Annotated in this window: 9 protein-coding genes; all 9 read right to left on the bottom strand. The window is 44.7% G+C overall.

The annotated features are described in order from the left end of the window. Complete coding sequence (gene wecC, locus GC097_RS08375; RefSeq protein ID WP_171682836.1) at positions 1-1,245, bottom strand: UDP-N-acetyl-D-mannosamine dehydrogenase; 1,245 nt, start codon at positions 1,243-1,245, stop codon at positions 1-3. A 23-nt stretch (positions 1,246-1,268) separates the two neighbouring features. Further along, positions 1,269-1,970, bottom strand: a complete 702-nt coding sequence (locus GC097_RS08370) for a sugar transferase (RefSeq protein WP_171682835.1) — start codon at positions 1,968-1,970, stop codon at positions 1,269-1,271. Between the two features lie 10 nt (positions 1,971-1,980). Beyond that, a complete protein-coding gene (gene galU, locus GC097_RS08365; RefSeq protein WP_171682834.1) occupies positions 1,981-2,874 on the bottom strand; it encodes a UTP--glucose-1-phosphate uridylyltransferase GalU in 894 nt (297 codons plus the stop codon). Positions 2,875-3,140: 266 nt separating this feature from the next. Next, positions 3,141-3,830, bottom strand: a complete 690-nt coding sequence (locus GC097_RS08360) for a CpsD/CapB family tyrosine-protein kinase (RefSeq protein WP_171682833.1) — start codon at positions 3,828-3,830, stop codon at positions 3,141-3,143. Further along, entirely contained in the window at positions 3,811-4,566 is a 756-nt protein-coding gene (locus GC097_RS08355) for a YveK family protein (protein ID WP_171682832.1), read from the bottom strand. Before GC097_RS08355 ends, GC097_RS08360 begins: the two co-directional genes overlap by 20 nt. Before the next feature lie 113 nt (positions 4,567-4,679). Then, the gene (locus GC097_RS08350) at positions 4,680-7,106 is read right to left on the bottom strand and encodes an S-layer homology domain-containing protein (RefSeq protein ID WP_171682831.1); all 2,427 of its coding nucleotides are present in this window, start codon (positions 7,104-7,106) and stop codon (positions 4,680-4,682) included. 31 nt (positions 7,107-7,137) lie between these two features. After that, positions 7,138-7,911 (bottom strand): tyrosine-protein phosphatase, encoded by a 774-nt coding sequence (locus GC097_RS08345; protein ID WP_171682830.1) that lies wholly within the window; start codon positions 7,909-7,911, stop codon positions 7,138-7,140. A 497-nt stretch (positions 7,912-8,408) separates the two neighbouring features. Then, complete coding sequence (locus GC097_RS08340) at positions 8,409-10,304, bottom strand: ATP-dependent protease PrkA (RefSeq protein ID WP_171682829.1); 1,896 nt, start codon at positions 10,302-10,304, stop codon at positions 8,409-8,411. 103 nt (positions 10,305-10,407) lie between these two features. Beyond that, a complete protein-coding gene (locus GC097_RS08335) occupies positions 10,408-12,708 on the bottom strand; it encodes a glycoside hydrolase family 95 protein (RefSeq protein WP_216625687.1) in 2,301 nt (766 codons plus the stop codon). Positions 12,709-12,712: the final 4 nt, after the last annotated feature.

The following is a 12,712-nucleotide window of genomic DNA, read 5'->3' as shown; positions in this document are numbered from 1 at the left end:
TTATTTAATAAACCCTCTAGTATCAATAACTATCTTTTCTTTAAGTAAGTTTCGATCTATTGAACTGAAGACTTTATGGTCAACCAAAAGAATGACAATATCAGAAGAGCGAATCGCATTCTCTGTTGTTGTCAATGTAATATTATCCTTTTCCAACTTCTCAGGAAGTTGATTAACATGCGGCTCAGCCACATACAACTGCCCAACATTGCTCCGCGACAAATGCTCAACAATCTCAACAGCCGGACTTTCCCTCAAATCATCAATGTTAGCCTTAAAAGAAAGACCAAGGCAAGCGATAACAGGCTCTTTAAATCGTTCTGCTTTCGCTTTTACTTTTTCAACGATATATCCTGGTTTATAATCATTCACAACACGTGCTGTCTGAATTAGTTTAGCCTGCTCTGGAGCCGCATCTACAATGAACCATGGATCCACCGCAATACAATGTCCTCCTACGCCTGGACCAGGTTGTAAAATATTAACTCGGGGATGGTGATTGGCTAAACGAATAAGTTCCCATACATTAATATCCAAATGGTCACAAATCATAGATAATTCATTGGCAAATGCGATATTGACATCACGGAAAGAATTTTCCGTTAGTTTAGCTAATTCCGCAGTCCTTGCATTTGTTTCCAATATCGTACCATTGATAAATTGACGGTAAAATTCAACTGTTTTAGTTGTAGAAGGTTGATCAATACCACCGATGATCCGGTCATTATCAACTAATTCTTTTAAAATATGACCTGGCAGCACTCGTTCAGGGCAATGTGAGACGTAAAATCTATTGCACTGTGAGTTCATCTCAACTGGTACCGCCAATTCCGGTCTTTCTTCCAATATCCATTGAGCTACTTTTTCGGTTGTACCTACTGGACTTGTTGACTCTAAAATAACCAAATCATCTGCTTTTATATAAGGCGCAATTGATCTAGAGGCACTTTCTACGTAAGTTAAATCGGGTTTAAAACCATCCTTAAACGGTGTCGGTACCGAAATAATAAATATATCAGCCTCTTCAGGCTTTATGGACGCTTTAAGTTTTCCGCTTTGTACTGCTGCTTTAACCAGAATATCCAGATCAGGCTCATAGATATGTACTTGACCGTTGTTTATCATATTAACTGCATTTTCATTAACATCTACGCCATGCACATTATATCCTTTAGTTGCTAGTAAGCTTGCAGTAGGTAAACCAATATATCCCAAACCCACTACACATATTTTTGATTTATCCATATGATCTCCCACTTACCCTCTCGCTAAAATGCATCTTTTGAACCAAGCAATACAAAAAATGTTTTACATATGATCTTAAAATCGAGTGAGAAGCTTCTCTTCGATATATACTCCAAATCCAAAGCAACCATCTCTTCAAACCCTACGTTGTTTCTCCCGCTAACCTGCCAAAGCCCCGTGCAGCCAGGCGTTACCTGCAAACGCTGCTTATGATAACTGCTGTACTCCTCAACCTCGCGAACAAGCGGGGGCCTCGGCCCAACTAGGCTCATCTCGCCTTTTAAAACATTCCAAAGCTGGGGAAGTTCATCGATACTGGTCTTTCGAATAAATCTTCCGACTTTCGTGATCCGTGGATCTTCTTTTATTTTGAACATATGTCCTTCGATTTCATTCTCCGATAGTAGACTCTCGAGGAGCTCCTCTGCGTTGCTAACCATGGATCTAAATTTGTACATTTTAAATAACTTCTCATGTTTGCCTACTCGCTGCTGATAGAAAAATACTGACCCTTTCGGATTCTCCACCTTTATCAGTGCCGCAGTAATCAGAAATAAGGGAAATAACAACAAAATGCCAATACCTGCACCTACTATGTCCATCAGCCGTTTAATAAACAAGTAGTAGGAAGCCGGACTTTCCACTGTTTTTGCTTTTGTCTGACTAGTCCTTTTGTAATATTGGTTTTTCTCTAGCATCGGTGTATCATTAGATAGATTCGACATTTAGTCCCTCCTACACAATTGCACGGGGCGACGTTTCTCGTTGAATAATTTCATTAATCGCTTGTAGTAACGGGATTCTAAGCTCATCATTTCTTAGGGCAAATTCTAATGAAGTAAGAATAAAGCCGAGTTTCTCCCCTACATCGTAGCGAGTGCCGCTAAAATGATAAGCATAAACGTTTTGAATGGCGTTTAATTTACTGATTGCATCCGTCAGCTGGATCTCTCCGCCGGCTCCCGTTTCCTGAAGTTCTAGGAAATCAAATATGTCAGGGGTCAAAATATAACGTCCCATAATCGCCAGATTGGATGGCGCTGTGCCTGGAGCCGGCTTTTCGACAAAGTTCCGGACATGATATAAATTCCCTTCGTTACTAATCGGATCAATAATGCCATATCGATTGGTTTCTTGATCGGATACAGGCTGTACGCCAATCACCGACGATCGGGTAATTTCATATTGTTTCATCAGTTGTTTTAAGCAAGGGATACTCGCGCTCACGATATCATCCCCTAGTAAAACGGCAAAAGGCTCATTTCCAATAAAACGGCGTGCGCACCATACGGCATGACCTAATCCTTTGGCTTCTTTTTGCCGGATATAATGAATTTCAACTTTAGCCGGTCTTAATACCTCTTCAAGAAGCTCGAGCTTTCCTTTTTCCGCCAAGTTATACTCCAGTTCAAACGCACTATCGAAATGATCTTCAATAGCCCGCTTTCCTTTACCTGTAACGATGATAATATCTTCAATGCCTGATTCAATAGCCTCTTCAACGATGTATTGAATGGTAGGCTTATCAACAATTGGAAGCATTTCCTTAGGCATCGCTTTGGTTGCCGGCAAGAATCTTGTCCCTAAACCCGCTGCAGGAATGATTGCTTTTCTTACCTTCCCCTCCATGTGTATCCCTCCATTTTTTTCTACAGTCACTTATATATTCATCAAAAAGTAAAAAAGCCAGGCATGTTGTCTTACTCGAAAACAACACGACTCGATTTTTTAACAAAAAACAAAGGGCATCGAACCCCACCTCACCCCACACCACCGAAGATAAACATCTAAGGCGCAAGCACCCACAGCATGGACGAGTATCTACAGTGATAAAGGTTCAGTAGATATTACCTAATCTAACAAAACAACTATTCGCTAACCGAAGCACATCCAGCCTATTTACTCTCACCGTAGTAATAGTAATAATATGCATCTCTATTTTTTCTATCTACGTTATTAAGAACAACGCCGAGTATTCTGGCTCGTACATTATCAAGGTTTTGTTTCGCCTTCAGTGCAGCGTCTCTTTTCACTCTGTCCGAATCTACCACTAAAATAACGCCATCCGAGCGGGTGGCTATGATCTGAGAATCGGTCACTGCTATAGCAGGCGGAGCATCGATAAGCACAATATCAAATTGCTGCCTCAGCTCATCTAGAACGCTTGTCATTTTCTTGGAAGCAAGAATTTCTGATGGGTTAGGCGGAATTGGACCCGACGTAATGATGTTTAGATTCTTGATAGCACTTGCTTGTAACACTTCCGGAATGGATAGCTGATTGGTCAACAAATTGGTAAGTCCCCAACGGTTCGAAACTTGCAAAGTGTGATGCATTGTTGGTTTTCTGAGATCCGCATCAATAACCAATACTTTCTTATCCGCTTGCGCATAGGCTACTGCGAGGTTGACAAGTGTGGTCGATTTCCCCTCTCCCGGCCCTGCAGATGTGATCATCAGCACTTTCAATTCTTCATCGATAGATGAAAACTGGATATTGGTTCTCAGCGTTCGATACGCCTCAGAAATGGGCGATTTCGGATTTTCATGGGTAATAATCGGCCTTCTATTGGTTGAGTTTGACATGTGACGGCTCCCCTACCCTTTGTTCGAATGTTCTCTTACTTTGATTCTGAAAATCTTCCGGTTTCATCTTCGTAATCATCGTTAACGTTGGCAATCCCAAATACTGCTGTACTTCTTCCTCTGTCTTTAATTTATCGTTCATATATTCCAGCAAGAAGGCTATTCCCAAAGCAAGCATGAGAGATACAACAAAGCTGATAGCAACGTTTAATTTTTTATTCGGCTTCACCGGTATCGGTTGATCGATATCTTTTGCTTCATTTAATAGTGAGATATTATCCACTTTCATAATTTTAGGAATTTCGCTTTGGAATACTTTCGACACGGCATTCACGATATTCGCTGCTCGATCATAGGAAGGATCTTGAACGACAAGGGTCATGACTTGTGTATTATTAACCGAGCTGACTTTTACAGTCTTGACTAATTGCTCGGCAGTTATTTTCAATTCCGGGTGATCCATTACTACCTTGTCCATAATTCTCGGAGTTCTAATAATTTCCTTATAGGTATCAATCAGTCTGATGTTCACATTAACGGTATTGATATCGACTTGAGATAAACCAACTTGATCATTCGATTTATTGACGATTAATTTCGTTGAGGCCTCATAAATCGGCTGTATGAAAAAATAACTAACAACACCTGTTGTAATCGTTGCCAGTAAAACAATTGTAATTATCATCCACACCCTTTTTTGTAAAATTTTCAAATAATCTTTTAAATCCAGTTCCATTCCATTCCCTCCGTATCCGATCTGTCGGTATCATCTGTCGGTTTCATCTTTCGGTCTTTTGTGAAAATTCAAGGAACCCCCCTCTAATTCAAGAAGAGGATTCCTCTATAAGCTTATTTATTCAGTAAACGGTAAATCACTACAGCAGCTTGAGCACGAGTCGAATTTGCATTGGGATTGAATGTATTGCCTTCTTCACCAATAACAATTCCTTCGCTTGCGGCAAGAGCAACGCCCTCTTTCAGGGAACTGTTAATAAAGCTCGAGTCAGCGAATCCTTTAAGCGCTTCTTCAACCTTCGCCGGAGTTATCGACACTCCCTTGAGCGACAGAGCTCTGGAAGACATAACTGCCATCTCAGCGCGTGTAATCTGTCCATTCGGATCAAACTTACCTGCTTCTTTCCCATTCACAATGCCATTCTTAACTGCGGAAGCCACATATAATTTGAACCAATCCGTATCATTCACATCATCAAAGTTTTCCGTTGCATTGGCATTTTCCAAAGCGAACGTTTTGACGATCATTTTAGCAAATTCAGCACGTGTCACGAAGCCATTAGGATCGAAAGCATTCTCAGCGCGTCCTTCTAAAATCCCTTTGGCAGCAGCGACTTGAATCTGTCTTCCTGCCCATCCTTTGACTGAAGCTGTATCCTCGAAAGATACTTTGTTTTCAACTACGGTATATGTGGAGAAGGAGTTACGAACACCTTTCAATGCCCCATTCGCATAGCTTCCACCGTAAAATTCTAGTTTGCCGTCTACGATTTTGGCGAGTGACAGCAGCTCAGTGTCGAATTGCTTGCCGTTAGGTACCGGAATCGTCACTTCAACAGGCTTGTTGAAGCTGCCCACTTTGCTTCCGCCAGAGGTAAATTCAAACTCATATACACCGGATGCTACTGGCAGCTGTGTCACACTCGTTGCAACTGCTGTATCTTGGTTAGTCACTTTAAGTGTTGTATCCGCACCGAATTCAGATGGGCTAACCGCAAGGGATAGGCCGTTCATGGCAATCGCAATCGAATCTACGCCATTCGCAATTGCTGCTGCTAACAGCTCTTTCGCTAATGGAATTTCTGTTTCCTTCGCATTCACGGTTCCGAATTGAAGGGTAAGCGGAATCTTCGCTTCCTTCGCATTAGGGTTCAGAGCCTTCAATTGATCGTTAAGCGTTTTGGCTTGGGTAGCGATATCCTTTAACTTGCTAACGAGATCCGCTACATTAAGCGTTGGTTTCGCCGTGTCGCCTTGTATCGTAATCAGCGAGTTAAGATCCAGCGTTGCAATTTCTTTAATTGCATTTTCAACCTTGGATTGTGCTTCTTTGAAGATCTCTTGTTTTCTCGCATCAGATGCATCTTTCAGCTGGTCTTTCAGGCCAGTTAGATCATTACTCGTTGGGGTTGCTGGTTCAGGCAAACCTCCGCCCCCTCCGCCGCCACTTGTTGTTTCTTTAGAGAGTGAAGTGGCATTAGGCGAGATATAAAGCAGCATACCGAATTTAGAATCTTTGGCCTGAATAATGCCGCTTCCGGAGTTCGCACCATCAAGCACTAATTTGTTTCCACTGAATTTAACATTTGACCCACTTTGAACGCTCCATGTAATGTAATCATTCACTGGGATAGTAAGTACTTTTAATCCTGGTACCACTTCTGTTTGAGTAGTTGATACAGGTGCATACTGAATATCGCTTTTAAGAAGATATCTAATGCTGGCAGACTCAAGTGCAACTCTAGCATCTTTTGCTTTAATTGTAGCGTCTATTAATTCAATAAAGTTCGTGACTTTATTTTGTACTACATCCATATCGCTTAATGTAATACCATAGTAGTTCATTAGTTGGCTAATAAGTAAACTATTAGGTTCTACAATCGCAGTATTAACAATATTGCTAACTGCGTTTTTAATCACTTGCGAGTCAACTTCATTTCCAGTAAGTGCGGATGCGAGTGTTCCTATAAGCTGCCCTTTATTTGTAACTAAAGCTTGCAGAGCTGCATCTTGGAAAGCGATGACGTCTTTCTTAGTCAACCCGCCAACTTCATCAATACCTTTAAGATTTGCTGAAAGGAATAAATCATTGATAATAGCACGGTTATCCGCATCATTCATTAATTCTTCAATCTCTTCTTTTGAACCACTGTAAAATACATCTAGTGCAGTAACAAGCTTGAATGCATTGTCAATATTAAGAACAGATGGGGAGGACAGTCCCGGAGCAGAATTATTACGTTTTGCTTCAATCTTATCCCAAATTACTTTAATCAAATCATACTTTTCATTGGTAGTTGCCGTTAATTGATCTTTCACATAACTCCTAACAGCAGCAACATTCTCAGCACCTGCCGTATCTCTAGCAAGCTCAGCTTTCAATGCATTCAATTGATCAAATGCAGAAGCAGCCGAAGCCACGCTAACCGTAAATCCAAGCTTGCTTGCCAATCCTTTCTCACTCAATGGAAGTCCAGCAATAGATGCAAACATCATGCTTGCGGCCAATGTAGTAACAGTAACTTTCTTTTTCATCGTCATGCTAAAATTCACCTCAATTAATTTAGTTTACTTATATATTGGATTTCCAAAATTGAAACCATTTTGGTCTCGCCCAAACAGGTTGACAGCTCTCGATTTCTAAGTCATGGACGACACTGCTGGCGTTATTTTGGAAGGTGTTCACAACATCTGTTCCCAGCTTTTCTTGCAATATGTGATAGGCGCCGGCAAGTGCGAAGCCCCGATTCGTTGTATTATGAGCATCAGATGAAACAAAGTGAGCCAAATGATTTCTGCATAAATGAAGCGTTAAAGCTTGAATGGATTTGCCGAAATGACCTAATAAGGAATGAGCTGTAATTTGGGATAAAGCCCCTAGCTGCACTAGCTCAAGAAGCTTCTCAGGATGCTGGACGATCTCCCGGTTGCGCTCAGGATGAGCAATAATCGGTACAATTTCCATTAACCTCAGCTCGTGCAAAAGGTCATGAAAACCGGACGGTATCCGGTCGGAAGGAAATTCCAACAACATGTACCGCGAGCCGTTCAGCGTAGAGGTTCTCTTAGCTTCAATATCCTCTACCAAATTTCGATAAACGCGAATTTCTTGACCGGCATGTAGGCGAAGCGGAATATTCCTTTTTTGCAGTTCGACTTGAAACGCTTTAACTTGCAATTCAACGAACTGAGCGTCATTGGTGTATCTGCCGTTCTCATGATGAGGTGTGGCAATAACGGAGTGTATGCCCTGTACGACAGCTTCTCGTGCCATCAAAATGGATTGTTCTAAATCGCCGGCCCCGTCATCGATATCTGGAAGTATATGGCTATGTATATCAATCATTTTGAAACCCCAATCCGACAAAAAAAATATGAAAGAACAAGATGCGACATTGTTCTATGTTTAATTCTCATTTTGAAGTTTACCATAATTATAAATGCCTTGCCTACACCTATTGACATATTTATGGTACTTTTGTCGCAATTTGATGTAATCTTTATAAAACAAAAAGTGAGTCAATTATACCGTTCATTTTTCGAGAAATTCAGAAAAGAACAGTACCAAGGGCATATTGTAATTTAAACGTCATCATTCCTATAATTTCGACACGAATCGACACAAAAAGCCAAGAGATTCGACATGAACACAGCTTTACAATTTCGAATTTTCAGATTGTTCAGGCTGCCCTTTTCACATTTTAAAGCGCCGAAGCGAAAAAAACGCCTTAATAATTTGTTCACAAAATTGAGACTTGATTTATTAAGATTTCCAAAATACACCTTTTTCCAACGTAAAAAAGACCCGAGGCATCATCGGCGCCTTAGGTCCTTAACGTTCTGTTATCTGTTCAGCAAACTTCCCACATAACGCAGCAATTCATTCGCACATACCGGGCAATAGCCGTGCTCATCGATCAACTGCTTCGTAACATCATTAATCTTCTTCAACTGCTTCTCATCCGGCGTCTTCGACGATGTCGTAATCTTCACAATATCTTTCAGATCGGCAAATAGCTTCTTCTCAATCGCTTCGCGCAGACGTTCGTGGCTGCTGTAATCGAATTTCCGGCCTTTGCGGGAATAGGAGGAAATACGAATGAGTATTTCTTCGCGGAACGCTTTTTTCGCGTTTTCGGAGATCCCGATTTGCTCCTCGATCGAGCGCATCAAGCGCTCATCCGGATCCATCTCCTCGCCGGTAAGCGGATCCTTGATTTTGCCCCAATTGCAGTACGCCTCAATATTGTCGAGATAGTTATCGAAAATGGTTTTGGCCGACTCTTCGAAGGAATAAACGAATGCTTTCTGCACTTCTTTTTTGGCGATGTCATCGTACTCCTTGCGCGCGACGGAGATGAAATTCAGGTACCGCTCACGCTCATCCTTCGTAATCGACGGATGCTGATCGAGACCGTCCTTCAGAGCGCGCAGCACATCCAGTGCGTTAATGCACTGAAGATCCTGGCGGATCAAAGCACTGGAAATCCGGTTGATGACGTACCGCGGATCAATGCCGCTCATGCCCTCTTCTTGGAATTCGTTTTGCATTTCTTTCAGATCGGCTTCCTTGTAGCCTTCGACGACTTCACCGTCGTACATCCGCATTTTTTTGACCAAATCCATCCCTTGCTTCTTCGTTTCTTTCAAGCGGGTCAAGATGGAGAAGATCGCAGCCACCCGGAGCGAGTGCGGAGCAGTGTGAATGTGCGACATATCGCTCTGTCCGATGAGTTTGTAGTAAATTTTTTCTTCATCGGAAACCCGCAGGTTATACGGAATCGGCATAACAATCATCCTGGATTGCAATGCTTCATTCTTTTTATTCGCAATAAAGGATTTGTACTCCGTTTCGTTCGTGTGGGCAACAATGAGCTCGTCGGCGCTAATAAGCGCAAACCGTCCGGCTTTGAAGTTCCCCTCTTGCGTAAGGGAAAGAAGGTTCCAGAGGAACTTTTCATCGCATTTCAGCATTTCCTGGAACTCCATAATCCCCCGATTCGCCTTATTGAGCTCCCCGTCGAACCGGTAAGCGCGCGGATCGGATTCGGAACCGAACTCGGTGATCGTCGAGAAGTCGATGCTTCCCGTCAGATCGGCAATATCCTGCGATTTGGGATCCGAAGGACTGAACGTCCCGATACCGACACGGCCTTCCTCGGAAACGAACACCCGCTCCACCAAGACGTCTTCGATGCACCCATTGTAGTCGGTTTTCAGACGCATTTGGCAGGACGGACATAAGCTGCCTTCAATTTTTACATTTAACTCCCGCTCGATCTCGGGGCGCAGTTCCATCGGAATCAGATGAAGCGGCTCCTCGTGCATCGGGCACCCTTTGATCGCATAGACGGCCCCTAAATCCGTTTTGGCGAACTGCTCCAACCCGCGTTTCAGCATCGTCACAATTGTAGACTTACCACCGCTTACAGGACCCATTAGCAGCAAAATACGTTTACGAACATCCAATCGACGGGCTGCGGAGTGGAAATATTCTTCTACCAGCTTCTCAATCGCTCGATCCAGACCGAAAATCTCTTGGTTGAAAAATTTGTAAGACTTGTGCCCCGATTGATCGTTAATCCCTTGCGAAGCAATCATATCATAGACTCTGGAATGTGCGGTTCTTGCGAGTCCAGGATTTTTGCGAAGCAATTCTATGTACTCCGCGAACGTACCGGTCCAGCTCAATGCATCCTTCTCCGTACGATGCTCCGAAATTCTTTTGAATATGTCCATGGGTACCTCCTTTCACTGCTGCCTTCAAATATAGGTCAGCTCGTGATGGTGAATTGTGTACTACAATCCTATGCACCCACAGAAGATAACTTGCCCGAAATTTTTATGAGAATTGGTTTTCACAATAAAGTTCATACGTCTTTCCAGCTTCAACGGAAAACGCTATGACCCGCTGTCCGCCGCTTGCGGGGATGTCATCTTCCCCGCATCGTACGGCCACCGAATCGACGGTCCGGACTTGGCAGAGGCCGCCCCTCGTCGCCTGAATAGCTGCTCTCGACAGCTCCCCGCTGCGCCAAGTCACGTCAACGATATAGCCTCCGCGAGCTCTTAACCCGGTTACTTGGCCATCCGGCCATGCAAAGGGCAGAGCAGGCAGCAAGGCCAGTTCTCCGGCATGCGACTGCAGCAGCATTTCTGCGATGCCTGCCGTGGCGCCAAAATTACCGTCAATTTGGAAAGGAGGGTGCGCGTCAAAGAGGTTGAGATAAGTTGATTTGCGGAGCATATGCTGCAAATGGGCATACGATTGCTCTCCTTCCTCCAGCCTGGCCAGCATATTCACGATCCAGGCGCTGCTCCAGCCCGTATGCCCTCCTCCGTGCGCCAACCTGCGCTGTAGCGTTGCCGCAGCCGCCTTGGCTAGCTCCGGCGTGCGGTTCGGGCTGATTTGTGTGCCTGGGTGCAGCGCAAATAATTGGGAGATATGCCGATGGCCGGGATCAGCCTCCTCATAATCCTCCAGCCATTCCATGATTTGTCCGTGTTTGCCGATCTGCGTCTGAGGCAGCCGCTCCTGCAGCCCGGAAAGCCGGCTGCGCAGCTCAACATCAATCTCTAGATACATGCTGCTCAGTCTGCAAGCTTCAAACAACTCGTAGATGATCTGCGAATCCATGGCGGGTCCCATGCATATGGCGCCCTTGGTGCCGTCCGGCAAGACGTAAACGTTCTCAGGAGAAACAGAAGGACCGGTTACGAGCCGGCCATCCGGCAACTCTGCCAAATAATCGACAAAAAATGCCGCCGCCTCCTTGAGGATGGGATAAGCCTTTTGGCGCAGAAAATCCATATCCTGTGTAAACCTGAACCGTTCCCACAGATGCAAGCTTAGCCATGCAGCTCCCATCGGCCATATCACACAGGTTGGAAATAAGCCTTCCGGCCGCGTTTCTCCCCATATATTCGTGTTATGATGCGCAACAAAGCCCGAGCAGCCATAGAGCTCTCTCGCCGTCTCCCGGCCGCTCGCCTGCATCCTCTCGATATGGTCGAACAGCGGTTCATGGCATTCCGTTAAGCCGCAAACCTCGGCAGGCCAATAGTTCATTTGCGTATTGATATTAATTGTATATTTGGACTCCCAGGGCGGCGTAAAGCTGTCATTCCAGATGCCCTGAAGATTGGCAGGCAAACAACCGGGACGGGAGCTGGCGATGAGCAAGTAGCGGCCGTAATGAAAGTAAAGCTCCATCATGCCGATGTCCTCCGCCTCACCGGGCTCCTGCAGCCGTTTCAGCCGCACATCGGTAGCTATGGCATCGAACGGATCCTGATTCGTCAAACGAAGCTCAACGCGATCGTATAAGGTCCGATAATCCTCCGTATGCCGGAGTTCCAGCTCGCTGTCTGTGAACCGGCCAGCTTCATCGAGCTGATACCGGCAAGCCGCCATAGGATCCGCCTCGCGGAACGTACTGGCTGCCGCAAGCATCAGCGTAACAGAACTGGCGCCTTCAACCGATAAGAAATCGCCGATAACGGATATTCGGCCATCGGCAGAGCGAGCTTGCACCATACAGGCATAATCTACCCCGTGCTTGCCGCATTCGCCGCTCATCCAGATGCGATCCGACGACTCAGATCCGCTTTCTCCTTCATACGGTCTGCGGTTTAAACCTGCTGACAAGTTCAGCATCCCCGGGCTGTCACACGCCAAGCGAATGATGAGCAGTTGATCCGGGTAGCTGGCATACATCTCGCGCCGGTACGTGACGCCATTGATCTTATACGTCGTTCGGGCAATGGCTTGGTTCAAGTCCAGCTCCCGCCGGTAATCTTCGACATGCCCCTGCTGCCCATGAAAGTACAGTCTTAAATCCCCTAAAGGCTGATAGGGATTATAATATTTGGGTGTAGAAAAGAGAGCCAATCGCGTTAATCTCGTGGCCTCTTCTACATTTTCAGCAAATAGATGTTCGCGAATTTCACCTAAATAACGGAAGCCATCCGGATTCAGCCCTTGCTTAGGGCCTCCATACCAGATGGAATCCTCATTTAATTGAATCTTTTCCTCTTGCACATGACCGAAAATCATCCCGCCCAGACGGCCATTGCCGATCGGCAGCGCCTCCACCCATTCTTTGGCAGGCTGCGAATACCACAACTTCTTGCGATTGCTCAAACAA

This window comes from Paenibacillus planticolens, assembly GCF_013141725.1.
GTDB lineage: Bacteria > Bacillota > Bacilli > Paenibacillales > NBRC-103111 > Paenibacillus_E > Paenibacillus_E planticolens.
This window is presented reverse-complemented; position numbering and strand designations above follow the sequence as displayed.

Excerpts from the sequence above, each read along its gene's own strand:
- GC097_RS08345 (WP_171682830.1), bottom strand. The coding sequence starts at position 7,911 with ATGATTGATATACATAGCCATATACTTCCAGATATCGATGACGGGGCC.
- GC097_RS08370 (WP_171682835.1), bottom strand. The coding sequence starts at position 1,970 with ATGTCGAATCTATCTAATGATACACCGATGCTAGAGAAAAACCAATAT.
- GC097_RS08340 (WP_171682829.1), bottom strand. The coding sequence starts at position 10,304 with ATGGACATATTCAAAAGAATTTCGGAGCATCGTACGGAGAAGGATGCA.
- GC097_RS08360 (WP_171682833.1), bottom strand. The coding sequence starts at position 3,830 with ATGTCAAACTCAACCAATAGAAGGCCGATTATTACCCATGAAAATCCG.
- GC097_RS08350 (WP_171682831.1), bottom strand. The coding sequence starts at position 7,106 with ATGACGATGAAAAAGAAAGTTACTGTTACTACATTGGCCGCAAGCATG.
- galU (WP_171682834.1), bottom strand. The coding sequence starts at position 2,874 with ATGGAGGGGAAGGTAAGAAAAGCAATCATTCCTGCAGCGGGTTTAGGG.
- wecC (WP_171682836.1), bottom strand. The coding sequence starts at position 1,245 with ATGGATAAATCAAAAATATGTGTAGTGGGTTTGGGATATATTGGTTTA.
- GC097_RS08355 (WP_171682832.1), bottom strand. The coding sequence starts at position 4,566 with ATGGAACTGGATTTAAAAGATTATTTGAAAATTTTACAAAAAAGGGTG.